The 25,062-nt window shown below is 65.9% G+C and carries 15 protein-coding genes; 6 read left to right on the forward strand and 9 right to left on the reverse strand.

Annotated elements, in window-relative coordinates; all coding sequences use genetic code 11:
* Window positions 1-59: 59 nt before the first annotated feature.
* From POF53_RS24095 to POF53_RS24120, 6 genes are all read right to left on the reverse strand, one after another.
* Window positions 60-551 (reverse strand): HvfA family oxazolone/thioamide-modified RiPP metallophore, encoded by a 492-nt coding sequence (locus POF53_RS24095; protein ID WP_110733818.1) that lies wholly within the window; start codon window positions 549-551, stop codon window positions 60-62.
* Between the two features lie 167 nt (window positions 552-718).
* Window positions 719-1,279 carry a DUF4174 domain-containing protein gene (locus POF53_RS24100; protein WP_203652377.1) on the reverse strand — a complete coding sequence of 187 codons (561 nt, stop codon included), beginning with the start codon at window positions 1,277-1,279 and terminating at the stop codon, window positions 719-721.
* 205 nt (window positions 1,280-1,484) lie between these two features.
* Window positions 1,485-5,954 carry an NEL-type E3 ubiquitin ligase domain-containing protein gene (locus POF53_RS24105; protein ID WP_498969764.1) on the reverse strand — a complete coding sequence of 1,490 codons (4,470 nt, stop codon included), beginning with the start codon at window positions 5,952-5,954 and terminating at the stop codon, window positions 1,485-1,487.
* A gap of 94 nt (window positions 5,955-6,048) precedes the next feature.
* Window positions 6,049-10,491, reverse strand: coding sequence for an NEL-type E3 ubiquitin ligase domain-containing protein (locus POF53_RS24110; RefSeq protein WP_498969766.1), 4,443 nt, complete (start codon window positions 10,489-10,491; stop codon window positions 6,049-6,051).
* A 77-nt stretch (window positions 10,492-10,568) separates the two neighbouring features.
* Window positions 10,569-12,929: a DNA polymerase II gene (locus tag POF53_RS24115; protein ID WP_498969768.1), complete on the reverse strand. Its 2,361-nt coding sequence runs from the start codon at window positions 12,927-12,929 to the stop codon at window positions 10,569-10,571.
* A gap of 267 nt (window positions 12,930-13,196) precedes the next feature.
* The gene (locus tag POF53_RS24120; RefSeq protein ID WP_254464130.1) at window positions 13,197-14,402 is read right to left on the reverse strand and encodes an MFS transporter; all 1,206 of its coding nucleotides are present in this window, start codon (window positions 14,400-14,402) and stop codon (window positions 13,197-13,199) included.
* Window positions 14,403-14,516: 114 nt separating this feature from the next.
* Here POF53_RS24120 and POF53_RS24125 point away from each other — a divergent pair, with 114 nt between their 5' ends.
* A complete protein-coding gene (locus tag POF53_RS24125; protein ID WP_203652372.1) occupies window positions 14,517-15,428 on the forward strand; it encodes a LysR family transcriptional regulator in 912 nt (303 codons plus the stop codon).
* On the opposite strand, the gene POF53_RS24130 is transcribed toward POF53_RS24125, so the two are convergent.
* On the reverse strand, window positions 15,409-16,329 hold the full coding sequence (locus tag POF53_RS24130; protein WP_498969771.1) for a LysR substrate-binding domain-containing protein: 921 nt from the start codon (window positions 16,327-16,329) through the stop codon (window positions 15,409-15,411). The genes POF53_RS24125 and POF53_RS24130 overlap by 20 nt on opposite strands.
* Before the next feature lie 189 nt (window positions 16,330-16,518).
* On the opposite strand from POF53_RS24130, the gene POF53_RS24135 reads away from it, so the two are divergent.
* The 5 genes from POF53_RS24135 (at window position 16,519) to POF53_RS24155 (ending at window position 20,501) form a co-directional block, all read left to right on the forward strand.
* Entirely contained in the window at window positions 16,519-17,295 is a 777-nt protein-coding gene (locus POF53_RS24135; protein ID WP_203652370.1) for a YqcI/YcgG family protein, read from the forward strand.
* A gap of 2 nt (window positions 17,296-17,297) precedes the next feature.
* Window positions 17,298-17,930, forward strand: a complete 633-nt coding sequence (locus POF53_RS24140) for a LysE family translocator (protein WP_232855540.1) — start codon at window positions 17,298-17,300, stop codon at window positions 17,928-17,930.
* A 26-nt stretch (window positions 17,931-17,956) separates the two neighbouring features.
* A complete protein-coding gene (locus POF53_RS24145; RefSeq protein WP_498969773.1) occupies window positions 17,957-19,057 on the forward strand; it encodes an SGNH/GDSL hydrolase family protein in 1,101 nt (366 codons plus the stop codon).
* Window positions 19,058-19,149: 92 nt separating this feature from the next.
* Complete coding sequence (locus POF53_RS24150; protein ID WP_203652369.1) at window positions 19,150-19,875, forward strand: sel1 repeat family protein; 726 nt, start codon at window positions 19,150-19,152, stop codon at window positions 19,873-19,875.
* Between the two features lie 128 nt (window positions 19,876-20,003).
* Window positions 20,004-20,501, forward strand: a complete 498-nt coding sequence (locus tag POF53_RS24155; RefSeq protein ID WP_498969775.1) for an HvfX family Cu-binding RiPP maturation protein — start codon at window positions 20,004-20,006, stop codon at window positions 20,499-20,501.
* 121 nt (window positions 20,502-20,622) lie between these two features.
* Here POF53_RS24155 and POF53_RS24160 read toward each other — a convergent pair whose 3' ends face one another.
* Together POF53_RS24160 and POF53_RS24165 are read right to left on the reverse strand one after the other, a co-directional pair.
* Window positions 20,623-23,778 carry an efflux RND transporter permease subunit gene (locus POF53_RS24160; protein WP_254464131.1) on the reverse strand — a complete coding sequence of 1,052 codons (3,156 nt, stop codon included), beginning with the start codon at window positions 23,776-23,778 and terminating at the stop codon, window positions 20,623-20,625.
* Between the two features lie 15 nt (window positions 23,779-23,793).
* Entirely contained in the window at window positions 23,794-24,990 is a 1,197-nt protein-coding gene (locus tag POF53_RS24165) for an efflux RND transporter periplasmic adaptor subunit (protein WP_232855543.1), read from the reverse strand.
* Between the last annotated feature and the right edge of the window lie 72 nt (window positions 24,991-25,062).

The following is a 25,062-nucleotide window of genomic DNA, read 5'->3' on the forward strand; positions in this document are numbered from 1 at the left end:
CGGGGCCAGCCCGCTCCCACAATGTCATGCGTGGGAGCGGGCTGGCCCCGCGACAGGCTTCAGGACTTGCCGGTCAGGTGGCTGAACAGCCCATCAGGCATGGCCTTGCCGTTGGCCTTGTAGATCGCCGCCAGGTGATCGTGGGCCTCCTGCTCGGAGATGAAGCCGTCGTGATTGCGGTCGATCTTGTCAAAGTCAGCCGCGCGGTCCTTGGCCACGGCCAGGAACTCTTCGCGGGAGACCTTGCCGTCGTGGTTGCTGTCGGTGCGGGCGAACGAGGCGTCGCCACACTTGCCCTCACCGCACTTGCCCTCGGCTCCGGCCTTGGCGCTGGCGCCACACTTGCCTTCACCGCATTTGCCTTCGCTCTGCGTGGCCTTGCCGCCGGCACCGCACTTGCCCTCGCCGCACTTGCCTTCGCCCGGGGTCTTGGCGGCGGCCAGCTGGTAGCCCTGGGCCAGGGGTTCTACGGCAAAGGCACTGTTGCCCAGGACCATGCCGCCGAGCAGGGTGGCGCCGAGCAGGCCGAGGGTTTGACGGGTCGTTTTCATGGTGTCGCTCCACTGTGGTTGGAAAGTGGAGCCATTGAGCCGCAGCGGTGTGTCGCGGATGTATCGAGGCAGGCGATGTTTTGTATGCCAGTGGGTCGCGGCGAGGCACAGATACACAGAGATACACGAACGGCCCCCTGATCACGCAGAGGGCCGTGGCAGAGGTGTCAGTCCTCCAGCGGCTTGGGTGGTGCGGCAGGTTTGGCGGGCTTCGCAGGCTTGGCCTTGCTGTCCTTTGCCTTGGGCTCGGCGGGCGCGGCGGCGACGGGCTCGGGAGCGATGACCGCCTTCTCGCTGGCCGGCAGTTCGTCGACCGCCTTGAAGATCACCTGCGGGTCGAGCTTCGCGCCGCTGTCGTCGTCCTTGAGCATATGGCGCTCGCCGTCCCTGCCCACCAGGATCACCTTGGTGCCCTTGCTCGCGCCCAGCTTGAGCTCGCGGATCAGGGCCATGGTGGTCTGCTGCTCGAGGTTCTTGTCCTCACGCTTACCCATCATCTGGGCCACGCTGTACAACACCAGGCCACGCTCCTTGAATCCGGCCTGGGTGGCGGGATCTTTCAGCGCCTCTTCCAGGCCGCGTAGGGTCGGGTCGGCCGAACTCGGGGCAATGACCACCAGTGGCCTGGCCTTGCCCAGTTCCTTGGCCAGGGGCGCGTCGCTGTCGGCGGCATACAAGGGGCCTGCTACGGCGAGCAAGGTGGCGAGGGTCAGTAACCGGACGAGCATGGGCATCTCCTTATTCTCTCGATAAAACCAAAGACTGCGGATCAGGGAGAAAGATCCGACGCGGGAGCCTAAACCACCCGGATAGACCGGTGCTTGGGCTAAAGGTAACTTGCCATTACCGGATCCATCCTGACTGGCCGTTGCCTCCCGGAAACCGTCTACGGCTGAGCTGAGCATAGTTCAATGCCCGCGCCCGTGAGGCCCGTCAATGCAGCGGCACCTGCCAGCTAAGCGCGTTCCTGGCCAGCGCCTCGCGGGTCAGCGCCACCAGGGTGTCGTGCTCGCGCCGCAGGAACCGTGCATGCAGACGGTCAATTGCCTCCTCCGGGGCATCCAGGGCCAGCAGGTCGTCCAGGGTGTCGTGGTCGGCCTGGGGAACCCGCAGGCGTTCGGCAAAGGTCGTTTCCAGGTATTGCCGCCAGAAACGCAGGCCCACCATCCACTCGCTGATCGCATTCTCGGTCTGCGCCGCCCGGATCCAGTTGCGCGCCCAGGCGAGGTCTGCCGGTTTGAGGTTGGCCACGCCACGGTAGAGCATGTTGCTGAGCTCGACCGGCAGGTCCAGCTCGTCGCGCAGGTCGATCCGATAGGCCAGCGCCACCTCCAGTGACTCCACGCCCGCGGTGGGCATGAGTTCGGCGTGGGTCCAGGCCAGTTCGTCGAGTCGCTGCAGGCGCCAGAGCTGGCCGCCCAGGTGCAGCAGGGCCTGTTCGCGCTGGCCCGGCAGCGTGCCCTGCTCGGCCTGCCAGACCTTCAGGCGTACCTCCAGATCGCTGAAGCGGAACGTCGCGCTGTCTTCGCAGCGGGTCACCGCCGAATTGGCGAACAGTTCCTCACGCAACGCCGGGCTCTCCTGCATCGCTTGCAGCATGCGCAACAGCCGGGCGCCCAGGTAGCGGGCGCCAAACTCGCTGTGAAAGTCAGCGGAGTCGGTGAGTTCGGCCAGCAGGTTGAAGAATTCCGCGGAATTCACCTCACTCTCCAGCTGAACCCAGACCGCCGCCATGTCATCTCGCACGTCCCCGTCTACCAGGTCGAGCCAGCGCAACTGATAGGGCACCCGGGTTTGCGTAACAGGGTTCCACGTGTCCATCGCGTCCACACTCACGGCCAATAGATTGCCGAACAGCCTTACCCTGCCCTCGCGCCACAGATGTGACTGGTGAAAGCCCTCGGGCAGCGCCTCGATACCGTTGTCGCTGAGGTCCAGAGTATGCAAGCGTGGGGCCTGCAGTGCGCCGTCGGGCAAGGCGGTCGCCTCGGTGCGGCTGAGCAACAAGGCATTCAGGCGCGGCATGCCACGGACGGAAAACGAACTGCGCAGCGGGTTGTGCGACAGGTTCAGGTAGATCAGCGCCCTGCAGTTGGCCAGGATCCGTTCTTGCTCGGCATCCAGGGTGATGCGGTTGCCGGACAGGTCGAGCACTTCAAGCTGCTCGTTGAGCGCTGACGGCAACTGCTGCAGCTTGCAGTGGGTAATCTCCAGTGTGCGCAAGTTGGGGAAGGCCCGCAGGAACGCGTCCGGGACCTCACGCAGCCGCATGGCCCTCAGCGCCAGGCTCGACACATGGGGAAAACTGACCTGGGCAGGTAGGCTCGGCAGTTGCCGCAGGCGGCTGCGGGTCTGGGTCAGCAGGTAGCCTCCGGTCGGCAGCGCACCATTGGCCTGCTCGGGAACCAGGAACCGCCAGCAGTCCATCAACCCGCGCCCCAGGTCGCGTCGCGCCTCCCATTCGCTCGTAGCGAACGCTTTGCGCTTCCAGGTGGTCAGTGTCTCCTGCAGCAGGGCATGCTGCTGTTCCAGTTCACCCAGCGTGGTATCGGCATCCCGGCCGCTCTGCTGCAATTGTTCGAGCCATTGCTGGAGCTGGGTATCGCTGTACGCCGGATACAGATCGCGCAGTCTGGCCGTCAATGCGCGCGGCCGGTTGTTGCTGATGCCCAACCAGCGGCGCCAGCCGCTGAGTGGATAACCGAGGCGACCGTCCTCGAGCCGTTGCGGGGCCATGAACGAAACCGGTGCGCGATCCAGGCCCAGTACGCTCGCGACGGACTGACGTTGCTGCAACGCCTGCCGGGCCAGCGCCGCCTGCAGGGACTCGGCGAACGGCTCAGCAATACCCATCGCCGCCCGCTGACCGGCGTCGTAACCCTGTGCCAGCACCGCGAACAGCTCACCCGGCTGGCCGATGGCCGCGCCGTCGTGGTAGGCAAGCTGGAAGACACCGGTGCGATGCACCAGTTGCAGCTCTCGCCCCGTGCCCGAGGTGCTGAGCAATGGCTCGCTGGCGGCGCCATCGTAAAGCCGCCAGGCCGGTGCGGTGGCCGCGCCAGGCATCTTTTCGAGCAGCGCCAGGACCACCCTGGCCAGATCGAGGTTCTGCGGGGTATCGAAGGTCAACGCCTCCAGCACCCTGGCCAGGCGAATGCGCCGAACCCGGGTGCTGGCCGCCAGGGCCATTGCCACTGGTACCCGGCGCTCATCGAGCAGCCGTTGCCGGTCGCTGTCGCTGGCCTCGCGCAGCAAGGTCTGCGCGGCCGGCCGATGCAGGCTGGCGAAGTCCCGTCGCAAAAGCTGGGTGGACTCGGTATCGACATTCTGCTCATCGTACAGCTGTCGGAACACGATCCGGCGGTCGTGCCACAGTTGCCCGGCCAACGCCTGGTCGCTCATCTCCCCGGCTCCCGGCAGGCCTTTGGCCTTTTCCAGCACCGCCAGGTCAACCACCTGGGCGCCTGCACGCAGTTGAGTTGTCACCTCCCGGATCCGCTCGGCCAGCTCCATGCGCGCCACCGTATCGGTCAACTCCGCCTGCGCTGCCCTGCCATACACGTGCAAACCTCGCAGTTGTCCGGCATCCATCCCATGGATCGCCATGGCCTGGTCTACCTGCGCATCGTCCAGGCGCTCGAACGCACCGCCCAACCGGCGAAACATCCTGTGTCGGTTATCCCACTCGCTCGGCGACTCGCTCCACAGCCGCCAGGCGCCAGCGTCGTTATGGCGCAGCAATGGCCCGTGGCCCTGGTGCGGGCACAACTGCCATTGCTCGTCACTCGCCCGCAGGCGCACCGGGTAGTAGTGCCCCTCCATGCGGATCCAGCGCTGGTTGCCCAACTGATAGACGCCCTGCTCGTCCACTTGCGCGGCGGCAGGCGGCGCGTCACTGCGAAAGGGCGTGAGGTCGCCGCTCCACAGTTTCTCGCTGCCATCCTCCAGCCGTGCCGGCAGCAGTTCGTCCTCCAGGCTCCAGGCTCGACGCAGCACCACCACCCCGGCCACCGTCGCCCCAACCAGCGCGGTACTCTTGCCTACCGTCAACAGGTGATCCAGGGCGGCATTGGTGTCGCCTTCGCGCCAGTCCTCGACGGCCTGGAAGGTCTCCTTCAACAGATCCCAGGCCATCACCGCCAGCAACGCGATACCGACCTGGGGTATGAACAAACCGGCCAGGCCAAGCAAGGTCCAGCTTTCGGCCGCCAGGCGCTTGTCGTGCTCGGCCTGCAACGCCCGATCAAGCCGGGCCACGGGTGGCGCGATCATCGCGGCGTCGTCCTTGATCTGGGCGATACGGGCGCTGGCCAGATGCTCGAACAATGCGCCAGAGTAGGCGTGCATATGCTCGTCGAGGTCCCGGGTTGCCCAGTCGGCCAGATTACCCACACGCTGCTGGACACTTGAGAAGAACACCTGGCAGTCACGCCTGCGCACAAAGCGTGCGAAGAAGCGCTGGTATTCGACCTTGCGCAGGCGCTTGCCCAGCACTCGCCGGGCAAAGTCCTCCAGGTCGTCACGGGCACTCCAGGGGCCGTGGGGGTCGTCTGGGATGTACACCAGCACGCGCTTGCTGGTATCGCGCAACCAGCCCTTGTCGATCACATCCAGCACGACGATCTGCTGCAGCTCGCAACCGAATGCTTTCATCTGTTTGGCGATCACCGGGGCACCGGCAAGCGTGCCCGGTTTCCCATCGTGATAGAGGCCAGTGATCAAGGCCAGTTCGGCATCACTCAGCACGCCTTCGACCCTGGCCTTGCAGGCATCGATCAGCAGGTTGGCCTGCTGTGATTGCCTGAGCAGCACCTTGACGTTCTGCCCGGCGACATCCGACCCCAGCACTTCGTCGAGATGGCGTTGATACTGTGCGCCCAGGTCGAGCGTCCGACACAAGCTGGCAAAGCCCGTGGCGTCCACGCCAGACAGGACCTGCCCCGCTTCGTCGACCACCGCACTGTGCCGCGGCTGTCCGTTGGCGCCAGCTTCTTGCGCCGTGAAGTTGCACAGGGCCGCTTCGAGCAAAGGGATCTCGTAGTCACTCGACCCCTGAAGTGGATAGCGGCCGGCAATCAGGCCAGGTTCGTTGGCAAAGTGGAAATACTGTCGGCGAAAAGACAAGTCATCGACGGGCTGGACGACACCATGGCGGTCGCCCAGCGCTTGCTGCAACAGCGGCCTGGCAAACTGGTCGATAGCCTGGATCCGCGTCAGCGCCATGCTCAATCCCTGACGACAGCGCAGGCTGGTCTTGAGCGCCTCGCCCAGCACGGCGAACTGTGCCGGGTTCAGGCCACTCAGCCACGGCGGCAGGCGCCGGGCGATCAGTTGGTCCTGGTAGGCCTGCTCCATGGCCAGCGTATCAATGCTTCCTGCTGACCTTTTGACTGCGCTGTCCATGTCGTTGCTCCGGCTCGCAAAGGTATAGGAGCCTATCCGACGCATCGGCTTGCCTGGCGCTAGCTAATTACCACCTTCACGCATTCCAGTTTGCTCATGAAGCGCCCAGCGATATTGTCCTGGCCCGGCCCATGGCTTCGCGGGTCAACTGCAGCATCACCTCATGCTCCCGTTGCTGGTTGTCGATATGCAGGCGCGCGATCTCCTGGTCCCTGTCGCCAAGTTCCATGAGCCGCTGCAGCTCTTCATGCATACCTGATGGCACCCTGAGCCTGCGGGCGTAGTTGGCCCGCAAGTAGTCCTGCCAGTATGGTTGCCTGGCCAGGTACTGGGCCAGGTTGTTCGCCGATTGCTCGGCGATGACCGCATGCGTGGCATTGTGCAGGTCCCAGGGAGTGAGGTTGGGAATGCCAAAATAGAGCATGTCATCCTGCTGGATCGGCAGGTCGAGCTTGCTGCGCAACGCAATGCGATAGGCCAGCGCGAACTCGATCGACTCGCTGCTCGCGCCCGCCCTGAGCGCATGCTCAGCCGCGAACTGATCCAGCACGTTCATCCGCCAGAGCTGCCCACCCAGGTGCAGCAGCGCCTGTTCCGGCTGACGTGCCAGTTCGCTGTGTCGCGCCCGCCACACCCGTACACGCAGTTCGAGGTCTGTGAAGCGAATCGTTGCGTTGTCCTGGCAATCAGTCACGGCTGCGTTGTCGAACAACTCCCGCTTGAGCACAGGGTCTCGGCTCATGAATTCGAACATGTCCAACAGGCGCACCGCGAAGTTCCTGGCCAATGGCGCCGACTTGAAGTTACCCGATGAAGTCAGCGCGGCCAGCGTATTGAAAAAGTCGGCAGAACCCTGTTCCGTTTCCAGTTGCGTCCACAGGGCAGACATCTCGTCACGCCTTTCGACCGGCACGACATCCAGCCAACGCAGGCGGTAAGGCACGCGACTGGCTTCCAGCCAATGCCATCGACTCAAAGACTCCGGCGCTGCGGCGAACAGGTTGCCACGCAGGTTCACCCTGCCCACCCGCCACAGATTCGACTGGTGAAAATCCTCAGGCAAGTCGTAAAGCGCGTTGTCCCTGAGGTCCAGTGTGTGCAGCTCCGGGCTGTCCATGACGCCGTAGGGAAAGGTGTCCAGCTGGCTGGCTTGAAGGTGCAAGGCATTGAGCCTGGGCATGCCGAAGACCGAAAAACTCCTGCCCAGTGGATTGAACGAGAGGTTGAGATACACCAGCGACTGGCAGCTGGCCAGGACCAGGGCTTGCCCCTCATCCAGGGCGATCTGGTTGCCCGACAGGTCGAGCACCTCCAGCTGCCCAGTGAGGGTTTCCGGCAGGGGCAGGCGCCTGAGCCGACAGTGGGTGATCTCCAGGCTGCGCAAATTGGGAAATGCCCGCAGAAAGTCATCCGGAATCGACTCCAGGCGCATGTCATGCAGCCCGAGAATCGAGATATGGGGGAAGCTGACGGACGACGGGATGCTCGGCAAGCGCTGCAGCCGACTGCGGACCTGGAACAACATGTAACGTTGCGACTCCGCCAGGCCGCCTTCCAGTTCCGGTACCAACCAGCGCCAGCAGTCGATCAGACCCTTGCGAAAGGCACGCCGGGCCAACAGTTCGAATGTGGGAAATGCACCTCGAACCCACTGGTTCAGGTGGTTGTTCAGTACGTTGTATTGTTGCTCCAACGCGTCCAGGCGCGCCTGTGCGTCCTCTCCTTGAAGCCATCGCCCGATCTGCTCGTCGCTGAACGCCGGATAGAGGTCTCGCAGCCGTGCCTGAAGGGCCCGCGGCGGGCGCTGACCCATGGTCGCCCAGAATCTGCCACCGCTCAACGGATAGCCTACCCTGCCGTCACCAAGCGGCAACGGGGCCAGAAACGCACCGTTTGGCTGATCCGCGCCCAGCCAGGTCGCGATCAGGGTCCGCAGGCTGCCGGCATCCGCCGCCAGTCGTGCGCGCAATGCGGGCGCATGGGGTTCGTCAAGACCCAGCGAGGCCCACTGCTCATTACCGTAGGCTTTGCCCAGGATGTCGAACAGCTCGCCCTCGGTCGCCAAGGGCTCAGCGCCTGCCACACGACAGCTGAACACGCCATTGCGGTGGATCAGATCGAAAGGTGTTCCACGCCCCGCGATGCTCACCAACGGCTGGTCTGCATCGCCATCGTACAGCCGCCAGCCGGGCCTGGTCGCAGCCCCCTGCAATCGGCCGAGCAGATTCAGGACGACCCGTCCGAGGTCCAGTGTCTGCGGCGTATCGAATAGCAGCGCCTCGTACACGCGCGCCATACGGATGCCCATGACCTGGCGCCTGGCCGACTGGGCCATGGACAACGGCACCCGCCGCGTATCCAACAATGCAGCCTGGTCATCGGCACTGGCCGTACGCCAGACTTCATCTGCCGCCAGACGGTGCAGACTGGCGAAACTGCCGCGCAGGATCGAACTGGCTTCGGTATCGGGAAAATCCGAGTCATACCATTGCTGCAGCAGGACACGGCGCTGACGCCATACCACATCGGCCAGGGACTGACCGTCCTGCCCCTTTGCCCCAGGCAGACCGCGTGCGCGCCGAAGCAACGTGGCGTCGGTGACGGCCGCGCCACTGCGCAACTGCTGAGCCAGTTCCCCGATGCGGCTGGCCAGCAGGATGCGGCTGGCCGTATCGGTCACTGCCGCATCCGGGCGCCGGCCATAGACATGCAAGGCCCGCAGGTGATCTTCCTGCAAATCGTGAATGGCCATGACCTGGTCGATCTGCTGTTCATCGAGCGAACTGAACGGCCTGCCCAGCCGGCGAAACATCATGTGCGCACCGCTCCACTCGGCCGGTTGCTCGTGCCAGAGCCGCCACGCCCCGGCATCGTTGTGACGCAGCTGCGGGCGGTGTCCGCGATAAGGCAATAATCGCCAAGGCTGGCCAGCACGGTCCTGGCCGACCCGATACCAGTGCCCCTGCATCTCGATCCAGCGGCTCGCTCGATGCCGGTGGATACCCTGTTCGTCGATGACCGCGTCACTCGGCGGCCCTTCGCCGCGGTAGGGCTGCAGATCACCGTTCCACAGTTTTTCACTGCCATCGTCCAGCCGCGCCGAGACCAAGCGGTCCACTTTGCTCCAGCCGCGGCGAACCACGGTGACGGTTGCGGCAGTCGCAGCCAGCGTCACCACGCCCTTGCCAACGTTCAGCCAGTGCTCGAGGGCGGCATCACGCTCGTCGTTGCGCCAGTCGTCGATGGCTTGAAAGGACTCGCGCAGCAACTCGTAGACCATCAGCGCCGCCAGCGCCGCGCCAAGCAATGGCACGAACAATCCGGCCACGGTCAGCAACATCCAGCCTTCGGAGCGCAGGCGCCTGTCGTGTTCGGCCTGCACCTGACGGTCCAGTTGCGCCACGGGCGGGGCGATCATTGCGGCATCGTCCTTGATCTGTGCGATCCAGGCCTGCGCCAGATGCTCGAACAGCGGCAGCCGGTAGCCTGTGGTCTGCTCATCGAGATCGCGGGTCGCCCAGTCCGCCAGGTCACCCAAGCGCTCGCTGACCGCCGTAAAGACCCGGTGGCTGTCACGACGGCGCACGAAACGGCTGAAGAATCGACGGTAGTCATCCTTGCGCAGTCGCTGCCCCAGCACGCGACGCGCATACTCCTCAAGATCGTCACTGACGCTCCAGGCGCCCAGTGGGTCGCCCGGCACGTACACCAGCACTCGCTTGCTGGTATTGAAGACCCACCCCTCATCGATGACATCCAGCACAACGACACGCTGCACCGGGCAACCGAAGATCTTCAGTTGCCGGGCATGGACCGGCGCACCCTCCAGACTGCCAAGCTTGTCATCCCGGCACAGCCCAATCACCAATTGCAGCTCGGCCTCGCTCAGCCCTCCCTGCGCCTTGGCCTGCAAGGCGTCGGCAAGCATGCTGCTGCGCAGGAACTGCGCCAGCAGTGTCTTGACACTGTATGCGTCGGTGCCTGCAAGCAGAACCGAGTCCAGGTGATCCTGATACTGCTGCCCCATGTCTAGCGCTCGACACAGTCTGGCCAGGGTCAACGCGGACAGCCCCGGCTGACGAACGCCTTTGCCATCGACCACGGCATTGCGCCGAGGCTGTTGCCAACACTCGGATTCAGTGAAGTTGTAGAGCGCGGACTCCAGCACCGGCATATCGTAGTAGTCGCTGTCCGGAACGAGCACACGACCTGCCAGGTAGCTGACCGTGTTTGCCTCATAGACATACCAACGCCGAAAGTACATAGCCGCGGGGTCAAGATTGCCGTGAGCTTGGAGCGCCTGTTGCAGCAATGGCTTGCTGAAGACATCGATATGCCTGATCCGGGCAAACGCGGCCGAAAGCTTTTGCTCGCAGTCCAGGAGCCTGCGCAGGGCATCACCGAGCAGCGTGAACTCGGACTCGCTCAACCGCGTGACCCAGGCTGGCAGCCGTTTGGCGATCATTTGGTCCTGGTAGGCCTGGGCCACGGCCAGGCTATCGACTGCAACCGATGGCTGCTGGTTACTGCTCTGCATGCTGACCTCCATAGTGCGTGGAGGCCCGAGGCTAGGCAAAGCGAGGCGCTAGCAATGATTAGATAGCTACCACCCACTCAGAACAGCAGCAGTTGCCGATCAGTCAGGCGGCTGAAGTCATCGTTGACGAACGGCAGGATGGCATCCGCCACCGGCTGCAGCTGGCGGCTGAGGTAGTGCTGGTAGTCGATCGGCGCCTGCAGGTCCTCCAGCGGCTGCGGGCCGGCGGTGGTGATCAGGTAGCTGATCCAGCCGCCACGCTGGTACTGCAGGGGCCGCCCGAGACGGCTGTTGTACTCGTCCGCCAACCTTGCTGCGCGCACATGCGGCGGGACGTTTCGCTGGTAGTCGGCCAACGGCCTGCGCAAGCGCTTGCGGTAGATCAGCAGTTCATCCTGCTCACCGGCCAGCGTGCGCTCGACGTAGCCGCGCACGTAGTCCCGGTACGGCTGGCCCCGGAACACCCGGCCATAGAGTTCCTGCTGAAACTGGCGAGCCAGCGGCGACCAGTCGGTGCGCACCGACTCCAGGCCCTTGTAGACCATCTCCTCGCTGCCATCGGCGCGGCGCACCAGACCGGCGTAGCGTTTCTTGCTGCCCTCGTCGGTACCACGGATGGTCGGCATGAGAAAACGCCGGTAGTGGATTTCGTACTGCAGCTCCAGGGCGCTTTCCAGGCCCAGGGTGTCGGCCAGGTGCCGCTGCCACCACTGGTTGACCTCGGCCACCAGTTCGCGGCCAATGCGCGCTGCGGCGTCCTCGTCGTGGGCGTCCTTGAGCCAGACGAAGGTGGAGTCGGTGTCGCCATAGATCACATCAAAGCCCCGCGCCTCGATCAGCGCCCGGGTCTGGCGCATGATCTGGTGCCCGCGCAGGGTGATCGACGAGGCCAGGCGCGGGTCGAAGAAGCGGCAGCCACTGGAGCCGAGCACGCCGTAGAAGGCGTTCATGATGATCTTCAGTGCCTGCGAAAGCGCCGCGTTGCCTGCGCGCTTGGCCGCCTCGCGTCCCTGCCAGACGCGCTCGACAATCGCCGGCAGGCAATGCTGGCTGCGCGAGAAACGGCCACCGCGAAAGCCCTCCACCGAGTGCGCGTCATCCGGCTGGCGCAGGCCCTCGACCAGCCCCACCGGGTCGATCAGGAAGGTGCGGATGATCGAGGGGTACAGGCTCTTGTAGTCAAGCACCAGCACCGAGTCGTACAGCCCGGGCCGTGAGTCCATGACGAAACCGCCCGGGCTGGCCTCGCCCTCGCCGCCGACGAGGTTCGGCGCGACATAGCCCAGGCGGTGCATGTGCGGGATGTACAGGTGGCAGAACGCGGCCACCGACCCGCCGCTGCGGTCCACGGCCAGGCCGGTGACCGAGGCGCGTTCGAGGAGGAAGTCCAGCATGCGGGTATGGGCGAAGATCCGCGTCACCAGTTCGCAGTCCTTGAGGTTGTAGCGGGCCAGGGCCGGCTTGTCCTCGGCGAAGCGGCGGTTGATCTCGTCCATGCGCTGGTACGGTGTATCGATAGCCTTGCCCTCGCCCAGCAACTGCTGCGCGACGCTCTCCAGGCTGAACGAGGGGAAGCTCCAGGTCGCCGAGCGCAAGGCCTCGATGCCGTCGATCAGCAATCGGCCGGGGGCCTCGGCGAAGAAGTGGCTGCGGCTGCCATGCTCGCGCAGGTGCATTGGCGCGCCGTCGCGGCCCAGGCACAGCGGCACATTGAGGCGCTGGGCGTGCTCATGCAGCAGGCGCAGGTCGAACTGCACCAGGTTCCAGCCGATGATCGCATCGGGGTCGTGGCGGACCAGCCACTGGTTGAGGCAGACGATCAGCTCGGCGCGATCGGCGCAGTAATGCAGGTCGAAGTCCAACTCGCCCGCCTCGCCGTTGGCCGGGCCAAGCATGTAGACCTGGCGCTGGCCGCAGCCTTCCAGGGCGATGCTGTAGAGCTCGCCGCGTTCGCTGGTCTCGATGTCCAGCGACACCAGGCGCAACGGCGGGCGGTAGTCCGGGTCGGGCTTGACCTGGGCATCGTGCAGGACGCCCTGGTTGTCGGGGCGGCCATCGAAGCGCACCGGGGCGGTGATGAAGCGCTCCATCAGGTAGCGCTCCGGGGGGCGGATGTCGGCTTCGAATACCTCGACGCCGGCGGTGCGCAGGCGCTTTTCAAGGGCGATCAGCTGGCGGTGCTGGCGGCAGTACAGGCCCATCACCGGACGCAGGTCAAAGTCGCGCAGTTGCAGCGGCTTGAGTTCGACGCCCTGTTCGTCGGCCAGCAGCGCCCGGGCGTGGGCAGCCTGGGCCGCGGGAATGAACGCCACCGAGGGCTGCGCGGCCAGGCGCAGGCGCCGTGGGCCCTGGTCGGTGGCCAGCCAGAACTCCACGCAGGTGCCTTCGGGCGTGTCATGCCAGTGGCGGGTCAGGACGAAGCCTTGTTGCAACGGCACTGCGGGGACCTCGGATCGCTGCTTTTCTCAATATAGGCGGATTGTACCGTTCCTCCTGGCATAAAGGGGTGTTTGCAGGCCTGGCCCTATCGCGGGGCAAGCCCGCTCCCACGCCCAGCCATGCCCTGCCCCTTGTAGGAGCGGCCTTGTGCCGCGAAAGGGCTGCGTAGCAGCCCCAGGATCTCAGTGTTGATGGAAGATCGCCGGAGCCGCTTCGCGGCCCTTTCGCGGCACAAGGCCGCTCCTACACGCTTGCGTTCCCCCGGGCTAACGTGCGCCCGCGACGAACCCGGTCCGCCGCCCGCTCAACACCAGCAGCCACGCCAGCGCCACCAGCCCCAGCACCACCGCGCCAAACGACCCGACCCCGGCGCCGACCAGCAGCAGCCCGCCAATGATCCCGCCCAGGGCGATCGCGCTGTTCCACACCGTCACCAGCATCGACTGCGCCACATCGCCGCCCTCGCCCGCCGCATCGGCGCAGGCGGTCTGCAACAGCGTCGGCGCACCGCCGTAGGTCATCCCCCACAGCGCCACGCTGACATGCACCAGCCACGCAGCGCCCTGCGCCTGCCCCAAGGCCAGGGTCGCCAGGGCGAACCCGGCCAGGCACAGCAACACCAGCCCGCGCAGATGACGGTCGACACCCAGGCCCACCAGCACGATGCCGGCCAGCGAGGCCAGGCCGAAGGTCATCAGCACCTGGCCCACCTCGGCCGCCATGCCCGCCGTCGCCAGCAGCGGCACGATGTAGGTGTAGAGGATGTTGTGGCCGAGGATCCAAGCCAGGATCACCAGCAACACCCGCGCCACGCCCGGCGTGCGCAGCACCGCCAGCGCCGCGGGGCGCTTGCCGGCGGCCTGGCCGGGGAAATCCGGCACCGCCCGCACCACCCAGACGGTCAGCAGCAACGCCGCGACCGTGACCACCACGAAGGCCGCGCGCCAACCCAACCAGGCGCCGAGCCAGGTGCCGATAGGCAGGCCCAGCGACAGCGCGATGGGTTGCCCGAGCATCGCCACCGCCATGGCCTTGCCCTGCTGGGCCGGCGCCACCATGCGCCGCGCATGGCCGGCGATCAGGCCCCAGGCCAGGCCGGCGGCGGCGCCCGTGAGAAAGCGCAGGCACAATGTCAGGGTGTTGTCAGAGGACAGTGCGGTGAGGCCGTTGAACAGAATGAAGCCAGCGATGGCCAGCAACAGCGCGCGGCGCCGCCACCAGCCCTGGGTCAGGGTCACCAGTGGAATGGCGGTGAGCAGCGAGCCCAGGGCATAGGCCGTGACCCACTGCCCTGCCATGGCCTGGCTGATCTGCATGCCGTCGGCGATCTGGTCGAGCAGGCCGGCCGGCAAGGTTTCGCTGAGGATGGCGATGAAGCCGGTCAGGGCCAGGGCCAGCAGGCCGCTCAGGGGCAGGCGTGCAGCGCTGGCGGGGGATGCGGCGACGCTCGCCGTCGGGGAAGGTGAATGCATGGTTGTCTCCGGCTATCGATCAAGGCAGGCATGGTGCGCCGCTGGGGTATTGCGGAAAAAGCCGGGTACAATTCCGATCAGTCAGGACATCGATGTCCGCAATCGGAGTGCAACATGGACAGCCTCAGCGGTTTCATGGTCTTCAACCGGGTCGCCGAAACCCGCAGTTTCGTCGCCGCCGGCCAGTCGCTGGGGATCAGTGCGTCCGCCGTGGGCAAGCGCGTGGCACGGCTGGAGGAACGCCTGGGCGTGCGCCTGTTCCACCGCAGCACGCGGAGCATCACCCTGACCGCCGAGGGCACACTGTTCCTCGAACGCAGCCGGAGAATCCTCGCCGAGATCGAAGCCACCGAGCAGGAACTCTCCCAGGCCAGCGGCGCGCCCCGCGGGCGCCTGCGGGTCAGCCTGCCGCAGGTGACCGGGCTGGTGATGCCGGCGCTGGCCGAGTTCATGGCGCGCTACCCCGAGATCGAACTGGACCTGGACTTCAGCGACCGCATGGTGGATATCGTCGGCGAGGGCTTCGACGTGGTGATGCGCGGTGGCCAGCCGCTGGACTCGCGGCTCAACGCCAAGTTCCTCGGGCACTTCCAGCATCGCCTGGTGGCCTCCCCCGAATACCTGCGCGAGCGCGGCACGCCGCAGCATCCCCGCGAACTGGCCGGGCACAGCTGCCTGCACTACCGCTTCCCCAGCAGCGGCAAGCTGGAAACCTGGCCGCTGCGCCGGGAGCACCCCGAGCAGGACTACACGATCCCCATCTCGATGGTCTGCAACCATGTCGAGACGCGCATCTGTTTTGCCCTCAACCACCGCGGCATCACCTGCCTGCCGGACTTCAGCGTGCGCAAGGAACTGGCGGCCGGCAGACTGGTGAGCGTGCTCGAAAGTTTCATGGAGCGGCGCGGCAGCTTCTACCTGCTGTGGCCATCGGGGCGGCAGATGCCGCCCAAGCTGCGGGTGTTCATCGACTTCATGCTCGAACGGGTGCTGCCGGCCACCGACCTCAGCCGTACAGGTAGCTGATGTCCTTGTGCGACAACCCCGGCACCTGCGCCACCAGGTAGTCGCGCAGCTTGTGCATCTGGTGGGCCTTGGGGCTGGCCTTGAGCCAGGTCATGTAGTAGCCATCGCCAGTGGCCACCGCGTGGGGGAACGGCGTGACCAGGTTGCCCGCGGCCAGGTCGGCGCTGGCCAGCACCAGGTCGACCACCGAGATGCCCAGCCCCTGCTGGGCGGCCGAGATGCCTTGGTCGAGGGTATCGAACACCTGGCCCTGGTCGATGCTGATGTCCAGCGCGTCCATGCGCGCCAGCCAGCGCCGCCAGTCACGCCGGTCCGGCGAGGGGTGGAGGAATTCACAGCTGGAGAGCACCGACAGCTCCGGCCGGGCCTGCTCGATGTAGCTCGGGTGGCACACCGGGATCAGCCATTCATCGAACAGCTTCAGGCTCTCCACGTCTGCCGCAAAGCGCCCGTTGCCGAGCAGGATGGCGCAGTCATAGGGTTCGGAATAGAAGTCCACCGCGTCGATGTCCATCCACACGCTCGACAACTGCACCGAGCAGCTGTTGTCGACCCGCTTGAAGCCGTCCAGGGCCCGAAGCAGCCAGCGCACGGTAAGCGTGGAAGGTGCCTTGAGGCGCACGCCATAGCGGTCCTGGCGCAGCAGCGCGCAGGCGTTTTCGATGATCTTGAAACCGACCTTGAGCTCCTGGGCCAGCAGCCGGCCGTGCTCGGTCAGGCGCAGCTTGGGGCCGCGGCGTTCGAACAGGTCGCAGCCGAACAGGGCTTCGAGGGTCTTGATGTGGTGGCTGACCGCGCCCTGGGTCAGGGCCAGCTCCTGGGCCGCGCGGGTAAAGGAGCCGTAACGCGAGGCCACTTCGAAGGCGCGCAAGGCGTGCAAGGCTTGAATCCGTTCCGACATGGCGCCTTCCAGAGCATGAGTGAAGCTAATAGTAGGTCATAGATCCAGGCGTTTTACAACGCGGGAACCATCTCGGAAAATGCCGGTAAATAACAATTAAATATAGCAAACCTGCCGAGTTGTAATGAAAACGATCTATTGAACGAGAAGTCCTACTAAACACTGCATACGGATATGCCTGGGGAAATCATGTTTACGGGTTATGGAAACTGCTACCGCCTGGATGCGCTGGAGCTCGCCGATGAACATGTCCAGAACCGCCACCACTGGACGCACAAGACCATAGAACACTTCAAGGAAACCCTCGCCAACCCCGACTTCCCGTGCCTGTTCGGACGCAAGGCGGTCAACGCGCGCACCTGCCACATCGTCTTCGCCCGTGCCGAACGGCTGGCCGACGATATTGCCCGGGGCCTGGGTGACTACATCCGCACCATCGAGCCGATTCCGCTCAAGCAGCGCATCGGCAACCCGCTGCTGGTGTTCCTCGAGACGGCGCCCGACACAACGCTGCAGGCGCAACAGACACTGGCCTGGGATGTGCTGAACCAGGTCCATGCACGCGACCCGCAGCCCTGGCCCGAAGAGGTCCCGCAGGACCCGCACGACACGCGCTGGTCGTTCTGCTTCGCCGGCATGCCGCTGTTCATCAACATGAGCTTCCCCGCCCACCGCTTGATGAAAAGCCGCAACCTGGGCCGGCACATCGCCTTCGTCATCAACCCGCGGGAAAGCTTCGACGAGGTCGCCAGCGCCAGCACCGAAAGCGGCCAGCGCATCCGCGCACGCATCCGCGAACGGGTGCGCCACTACAACGACGGGGTGATGCCCGACACCCTGGGCTTCTTTGGCCAGGACGACAACTTCGAATGGAAGCAGTACCAACTGCAGGAGCCCGGCTCGCCGAGCCCGGCGCGCTGCCCGTTCCATGCCCATGCAACCGCTGCAACCCTCACCGAGAACTGATCGTGAATACCGCACTGACCGCCACCTACGCCCTCACCGTCCTGCTGCTGATCGCCACGCCCGGCCCGGTGGTGGCCCTGATCGTCAACACCGCCGCCGCCTCGGGCTCGCGCAAGGCCCTGTTCACCGCGGTCGGCACCAACTGGGCGTCACTGGTGCTGATCGGCGCGGCCGCCTGGATCATCCTGACCAGCGCGGCCATCGACAAGGCCTGGCTCAGCGGCATGAGCCTGCTGGGCTGCCTGTTCATCGGCTACATCGCCCTTGGCACCCTGCGCGAGGCGCTGCAAGCACCGGTCGACAGTGCCCCGCAGCCATCGGCCAGCGCGCAGCCGGGTCGTGGCGGCCTGTTGCAGGGCTTCATGGTCGGCATCTCCAACCCCAAGGACATCATCTTCTTCATCGCCTTCTTCCCACAGTTCATCCAGATCACCGAGTCGTTCGGCAAGAGCATGGTGGTGCTGTCGCTGCTGTGGATCGCCATCGATTTCGCCGTGCTCAGCCTGTACATCTTCGCCATCGGCAAGATCGCCTCGCCGCGCAGCAACCGTGTGATCAGCCTGGCCTCGGGGGTCGCCCTGCTGCTGATCGCCGGCGTCGGCCTGGCCTACAACCTCAAGGAGCTGGCCGCCTGAGCCAACCCCCAAAAGAAGGAGCGCCCATGACCCCGATCGACCCCGCCGCCACCGGCAGCATGGGCACGCCCGACCCCCTGGCGCAGGACTACCAGCGCTTCCTGCAGTTGGGCAGCCGCCGCGCGCCGCACACGCTATACGTGCACGAGCGCGGCTATCGCTCCGGCACCATCAACACCGATGCCCTGGGCATGCGCTACAGCCATTGCGCCGGCAAGCGCTTCTCGGTGGCCGAGCGCGGTGGCGCGGCGCGGGTCAACCTGTTGGTGGGCGGCTCCACCGCCATGGGCATCGGCGCCAGTTCCGACGAGCATACTGTGGCCTCGTACCTGTCGGTACTGACCGGCGAGATCTGGCTGAGCCTTGCCGGTTGCGGCCTGAACGCCACCCAGGAACTGCTGATGTTCCTCACCCATCAGCACCGTTTTGGCCAGATCGGTCACGTGGTGGTGCTCAGCGGCCTGAACACGCTGGCCCAGGAGGCCCTCGCCGAGGTGTTGTCCGGCGCACAGGACCCGCACCGGGCGCAGGCCTACCAGGATTTCCTCAACCGCTTCAACGAAGGCGTGCAAACGCCAGGCGAAGCGCGCCGCGAATCATTCTGGCAACGCCTGGGCCAGCTCCTGGCGCCGGCCCGGGAAGCACACTGGCCACAGGTGGAACCGCTATCGAGTCCGGACAAGCGCCTGATCCGCGCCGCCGATGCCGTGGGCCGCACCCTGCGCCAATGGGACCGCCTGCTGGCAGACGGCCACACCACCCTCACCTTCATCCTGCAGCCGCTGCTGCCCTGGTGCCGCGAGGCATTGCCCAAGGCGGAACAGGCCATGCTCGGCAAGCTTGAGTGTCAGCCGTCGAATTTCGACCGTTTGCTCGGCGACACCTTCGACAGCCAGTTGCACATGGCCTTCTTCCGTCGCATCAAGAGCCAGGCCGACCCGGTCCCCTGCTACGACATGAACAGCATGCTCAGCAGTTCGCCGGTGTTCGCCGAGCACCTGTTCGTCGACCGCCTGCACTTCAATGATTTGGGTAACAACACGCTGGCCAAGGTGATCACCGCCAAGCTGGGGTTAGCCCAGGAAAGACAGGCCCTGCGCAAGGTCGCGCCGATCAAGCTGGTCTGATGGCCGCACGCCGGGCTTTCGGGGAACGCACGCGGATGGATAGAATAGGCCGTCGTCGCTCCTGATTTGCCCGAGGCAACCGCGTAACCGCCATGACCATTCCTGCCGTCCCCTCGCTTCTGGCCCGTCCCCGCGCCTGTCTGGTCGCGTCGTTGCCGTTGCTGCTGGCCGCCACAGGCGCCCAGGCCCTGGACGTGAACATCGACCCCCATGCCGACCTGCTCTATCGCCAGGCGTTGCCGCTGCTCGAGCAGGCTGACAGCCAGGACGACGGCGCCAGCCCGCTGCGCACCGCCGGCGGCGACCCCGAGCTCAGCCGCCAAGGCCAGGCGATGGCTCACACGCTGCCAACGGCGGTGGCCCTGCTGAAGAGGTCGGTGGCCCTCGGCCACCCGGTGGCGCAGTACCGCCTGGCGCTGTACTACACCACCTATCTGCCGGCAGGACAGATCGCCGAAGCCGCCTGTCCGTTGCTGGAGGCCAGCCTCAAGCAAGGCTTCGCCCCGCCCGCGCTGGCCATCGCCCACTGGTGTTCGCCCTACAATGCCAGCCCCGCCTACCGCGAGGCCCTGGAGGCGGTGCCCAGCATGGCCACCCTGTACGCCGCCTACTACCCACAGCCGGCCACCCGCCTGGCGTGCAGCCGCACCCGCCCGCAGGGCCTGCAAATGCAGTGGGGGCGCCAGCGCGACTACCAGGCCGAGATCTACCGGCTGCTCGGTGAGCTCGACCCCCGCCAGCGCCAGGCCTTCCTGCAGAAGGCGGTGGACATCAACGGCTGCGCGGCGGCGCAACAGCGCCTGACCAGCAATCGCTGAGCCTCGCTACACAGCGATACATAACCCCATCGCCCCCGACACACTGCCGATACCCCCGCCCTGCACACTCCCGGCCACAACAGCGCGACGGCACCCCGCCGTTGCCGCCTACACCGGGAAGCCTGCCCATGAAAGCCCTGCCACTGTTTGCTGAATGGAAGCTGTTCAACGCCCTTGATCACACCGGCAACTGGAGCGCCGACCTGCCGCTACGCCTGTTCCTGGCCTGGGAGTTCTTCGAATCGGGCCTGGAGAAGTTCAACGGCGCCAACTGGTTCGCCGACCTGCAAGGCAGTTTTCCGTTCCCGTTCGACCTGCTGCCGGCGGACCTCAACTGGCAGCTGTCGATGTGGGCCGAATTGATCTGCCCGCTGCTCCTGCTGCTGGGGCTCGGTACCCGGCTGGCCTCGGCGGTGCTGATGGTGGTGACGGTGGTGGCGATAGCCGCGGTGCACTGGCCGAGCCAGTGGTCGGGCCTGGCGGAACTGGGGCGGGGGTATGCGATCACCGACCAGGGCTTCGGCAACTTCAAACTGCCGCTGATCTACCTGGTGGCGTTGCTGCCGTTGCTGTTGAAGGGGGCTGGCAGGTTGAGTCTGGATCACTGGCTGCGCAGATACCTGTAGGAGCGGCCTTGTGCCGCGAAAGGGCCGCAAAGCGGCCCCGGCGATTGTTACATGAATGCTGAAATCTGGGGCCGCTGCGCGGCCCTTTCGCGACACAAGGCCGCTCCTACAGGAGATAGCGTTACATACCTTCTGCCTGGTTGTCCTCATCCCGCCGATGCGCCCACTGATACAGGGCAGGCAACACCAGCAAGGTCAGCGCCGTCGACGACAGGATTCCGCCGATCACCACCGTCGCCAGCGGCCGCTGCACCTCGGCGCCGGTGCCCGTGGCCAGGGCCATGGGAATGAACCCCAGCGACGCCACCAGCGCGGTCATCAGCACCGGCCGCAGGCGGGTCAGCGCGCCCTCCTCCACCGCGGCGCGCAGGCCTCGACCTTCCTCACGCAGGTTACGAATGAAGGCAATCATCACCAGGCCGTTGAGCACCGCCACGCCCGACAACGCGATAAAGCCCACCCCCGCCGAGATCGACAGCGGGATATCCCGCAGCCACAGCGCCAACACCCCCCCAGTCAAGGCGAAGGGGATACCGGTGAACACCAGCAGGCCATCCTTGAGGTTGTTGAACATCATCAGCAGCAAGGCCATGACCAGCAGCAACGAGACCGGCACCACCACCCGCAGGCGCTCGGCCGCTGACTGCAGCTGCTCGAACTGGCCACCCCAGCGGGTCCAGTAGCCCGGCGGTATCTGCACCTGGTCGATCAGCGTCTGCGACGCCTGTTCGACGAACGAACCGAGGTCACGCCCGCGCACGTTGGCGCTGACCACCACCACGCGCTTGCCATCCTCGCGGCTGACCTGGTTGGGGCCCAGTTGCAGGTTCAGGGTGGCCACTTGCGACAGCGGGATGAAACCAATCTGCGAAGCACCGGCGGCGGCGCTGGCCGGTACCGGGATCAGCAGGCTGGACAAACCGTCGACATCGGTTCGCAGCGCCTCCGACAGGCGCACCACCATGTCGAAACGGCGATCGCCTTCATAGAGGGTGCCGGCAGTGCGACCGCCCACGGCGATGGCGATGGCGTCCTGCACGTCGCCCACATTCAGGCCGTAACGGGCCGCCTTGTCACGGTCGATATCGATGGTCAGCACCGGTAGGCCGGTGGTCTGCTCGACCTTCACCTCGGAGGCGCCCGGCACCTGCTGCAGGCTGGCGGCGATCTGCGCGGCGGTGCGGTTGAGCACCTCCATGTCGTCGCCGAACACCTTCACCGCGACATCGCTGCGCACCCCGGAGATCAGCTCGTTGAAGCGCAGCTGGATCGGCTGCGACAGCTCGTAGTTGCTGCCCGGCACGCTGGCGGCGGCGCGCTGCACCTCGGCGATCAGCTCATCGCGCGGCTTGCCCGGGTCCTGCCATTGCTCACGGGGCTTGAGCATCACGTAGGCATCGGAGATGTTCGGTGGCATCGGGTCGGAGGCGATCTCGGCGGTGCCGGTACGGGCGAACACCCGCTCGACTTCCGGCACCTGGGCGATGATGGTCTTCTCCAGGCGCTGCTGCATGTCCACCGATTGCGACAGGCTGGTGCCCGGCACGCGCAGGGCCTGCAGGGCGAAATCACCCTCGCTGAGGCTGGGGATGAACTCACTGCCCATGCGGCTGGCCAGCACGCCGGACAACAGCACAAGGGTGGCGGCGCCGGCGAAGGCCAGGTTGCGTCGGCCCAGCACCCAGTCCAGCACCGGGGCGTAGCGACGGCGGGCGGTGCGCATGACCACGCCCTCCTCTTCTTTCACCTTGCCGGTGACGAACAGCGCCAGGGCCGCCGGCACGAAGGTCACCGAGAGGATCATCGCCCCCAGCAGTGCCATCACCACGGTGAAGGCCATGGGGTGGAACATCTTGCCCTCGACCCCGGTCAGGGCAAAGATCGGCAGGTACACCACCATGATGATCAACTGCCCGTAGATCAGCGGGCGGCGTGCCTCGCGGGCGGCGGCGAACACTTCGTGGAAGCGCTCGGAGCGGGTCAGCATGCGGCCATGATGCTGTTGGGCGTGGGCCAGACGGCGGATGGCGTTCTCGACGATCACCACCGCGCCGTCGACGATGATGCCGAAGTCGAGCGCACCCAGGCTCATCAGGTTGGCGCTGACCTTGTTGCTGAACATGCCGGTGAAGGTGAACAGCATCGACAGCGGGATGACCATGGCGGTGATCAGTGCCGCGCGAATGTTGCCCAGGAACAGGAACAATACGGCGATGACCAGGATCGCGCCTTCGATGAGGTTCTTCTTCACCGTGGCGATGGCTTTTTCCACCAGGTTGGTGCGGTCATAGACGGTGATCGCCACCACACCCTTGGGCAGGCTGCGGTTGATCTCCTCGAGCTTGGCCGCCACCGCCTGGGACACCGTGCGGCTGTTCTCGCCGATCAGCATGAACACCGTGCCCAGCACCACCTCGCGGCCATTCTCGGTGGCCGCGCCCGAGCGCAGTTCCTGGCCCAGGCCGACCTGGGCCACATGACTGACGCGGATCGGCGTGCCATCGACGCTGGAGATGACGATATTGGCGATGTCCTCGGCCGAGGCCACCTGGCCCGGGGCGCGGATCAGCAACTGCTCGCCGTTGCGTTCGATGTAGCCGGCACCGACGTTGGCGTTGTTGCGCTCGAGCGCCGCGACCAGGTCGTTGAGGGTCAGCTTGTAGGCCGCCAGGCGCTTGGGTTCGGGAGCGATCAGGTACTGCTTGGCATGGCCGCCGATGCTGTTCACCTCGGCCACGCCCGGTACGTTGCGCAGCTGCGGCTTGATGATCCAGTCCTGGATCACCCGCAGGTCGGTGGCGGTATAGGGCGTGCCGTCATCCTTTAGCGCGCCCTCCTTGGCCTCGACCGTCCACAGGAAGATCTCGCCAAGGCCGGTGGAGATCGGCCCCATGGCCGCCTCGATACCCTCGGGCAACTGCTCGCGAGCCACCTGCAGGCGCTCGTTGACCAGCTGGCGGGCAAAGAAGATGTCGGTACCGTCATCGAAGATCACCGTCACCTGCGACAGCCCCGAGCGCGACAGCGAACGGGTCTGCTTGAGGCCCGGCAGGCCGGCCATGGCGGTCTCGATGGCGAAGGTGATGCGTTGCTCGGTTTCCAGCGGTGAATAGCCGGGCGCGGCGGTGTTGATCTGCACCTGCACGTTGGTGATGTCGGGCACGGCGTCGATGGGCAGTTTCTGGTAGCTGTGGATGCCCACGGCGGCCATCAGCACCACGGCGAGCATCACCACCAGGCGTTGCTCGATGGCGAACTGGATAAGACGTTCGAACATGAAAGGCGTCCCCGGTCAGTGGCTGTGTTCGGCCGAGCCTTTGCCCAGCTCGGACTTGAGGACGAAGCTGCCGGCGGCGGCGACCACGGTGCCGGCGGCCAGCCCCTCGCGTACCTCCACCTGGCCGGCATCGCGGCGCCCGGTCTTCACCGGACGGGCCTCGAAGCCTTCGTCGGTACGGGCGAACACCACGGTCTGTTCTTCCCAGGTCTGCAGGGCGCTTTCCGGCACCACCACGGCGGCATCGAAACGCTCGACGGTGACCGCGATGTTGACGAACAGCCCGGGACGCCAGGCGCCATTGGGGTTGGCCAGGGTGGCGCGCACGGTGGCGGCGCGGTTCTGCTCGCCGAGCAGGCTGCCGACGTAGTTGACCTTGCCTTCCACCTGGGCACCGAGGTCCGGCGCGCTGACGCTGACGCCACGGCCGCTGACCACCTTGTCCAGGTCGCGCGGGGCCACGGCGAAGGTGGCCCAGACCCGACTCAGGTCAGACAGGGTGAAGGCATTGCTGGTCTCGTCCACCACCTCGCCCACGGTCAGGTGCTTTTCCACCACCACCGCGTCGAACGGTGCGCGCAACTCGTAACGATTGCCCTTGCCGGCCGGCGCCACGGCGGCGACCTTCTGCCCGGCGTTGGCGGCGGCGATCTCGGCCTCCTGCAGCGCCTGGCGGGCCTGCAGGTAGTCCTGCTCGGCGCTGATGCGCTCCTGCCACAGTTGCTTCTCGCGCTCGAAGGTCAGGCGCGCCAGCTCCAGGCGGCGCTGGGCAGCCTGCTGCTCGCTGCGCAGTTCGGAGATCTGCTGGCTGGCGATCACCGCCAGCACCTGGCCGCGCTTGACCGCCTGGCCCAGCTCGGCCTGCACCGACTCGACCACGCCGGGGACGCGGGGCACCACGTGGGCGGTGCGGTCCTCGTCGAAGCGGATCTCGCCGGGGAAGCTGATGGCGGTACCCAGGCTTTGTGGGCCGGCAGTGGCCAGTTGCACGCCGGCGGCCTGGATCTGCTCGGCGGAGAGGTGCAGCTGGCCCTCTTCGTCGGCATGCTCCTCTGCCTTTCCTTCTTCATGGCCATGGCCTTCCTCGCCATGGTCGTCGTGCTGGGCCTGGCCGCTGCCGGCCTTGCCAAGGGTACCGGTCCAGGCCGCGCCACCGAGGCCGAGAACGGCCAGGGCAGCGGCGAGGATGGCGAGCTTGCGTGGGTTGGTCATTGTTGCTCCTGCTGGAAAAGTCGTTGCAGTTCAGGGCCCAGGGGGGGGGGGGGGGGGGGGGGGCCGCGCCCC

It is taken from the genome of Mitsuaria sp. RG, assembly GCF_028369275.1.
Classification (GTDB): Bacteria; Pseudomonadota; Gammaproteobacteria; order Pseudomonadales; family Pseudomonadaceae; genus Aquipseudomonas; species Aquipseudomonas peradeniyensis.

Coding starts and splice junctions, on each gene's coding strand:
- POF53_RS24100 (WP_203652377.1), bottom strand. CDS start 1,279: ATGCTCGTCCGGTTACTGACCCTCGCCACCTTGCTCGCCGTAGCAGGC.
- POF53_RS24135 (WP_203652370.1), top strand. CDS start 16,519: ATGTTTACGGGTTATGGAAACTGCTACCGCCTGGATGCGCTGGAGCTC.
- POF53_RS24150 (WP_203652369.1), top strand. CDS start 19,150: ATGACCATTCCTGCCGTCCCCTCGCTTCTGGCCCGTCCCCGCGCCTGT.
- POF53_RS24120 (WP_254464130.1), bottom strand. CDS start 14,402: ATGCATTCACCTTCCCCGACGGCGAGCGTCGCCGCATCCCCCGCCAGC.
- POF53_RS24145 (WP_498969773.1), top strand. CDS start 17,957: ATGACCCCGATCGACCCCGCCGCCACCGGCAGCATGGGCACGCCCGAC.
- POF53_RS24165 (WP_232855543.1), bottom strand. CDS start 24,990: ATGACCAACCCACGCAAGCTCGCCATCCTCGCCGCTGCCCTGGCCGTT.
- POF53_RS24130 (WP_498969771.1), bottom strand. CDS start 16,329: ATGTCGGAACGGATTCAAGCCTTGCACGCCTTGCGCGCCTTCGAAGTG.
- POF53_RS24160 (WP_254464131.1), bottom strand. CDS start 23,778: ATGTTCGAACGTCTTATCCAGTTCGCCATCGAGCAACGCCTGGTGGTG.
- POF53_RS24155 (WP_498969775.1), top strand. CDS start 20,004: ATGAAAGCCCTGCCACTGTTTGCTGAATGGAAGCTGTTCAACGCCCTT.
- POF53_RS24125 (WP_203652372.1), top strand. CDS start 14,517: ATGGACAGCCTCAGCGGTTTCATGGTCTTCAACCGGGTCGCCGAAACC.
- POF53_RS24110 (WP_498969766.1), bottom strand. CDS start 10,491: ATGCAGAGCAGTAACCAGCAGCCATCGGTTGCAGTCGATAGCCTGGCC.
- POF53_RS24095 (WP_110733818.1), bottom strand. CDS start 551: ATGAAAACGACCCGTCAAACCCTCGGCCTGCTCGGCGCCACCCTGCTC.
- POF53_RS24105 (WP_498969764.1), bottom strand. CDS start 5,954: ATGGACAGCGCAGTCAAAAGGTCAGCAGGAAGCATTGATACGCTGGCC.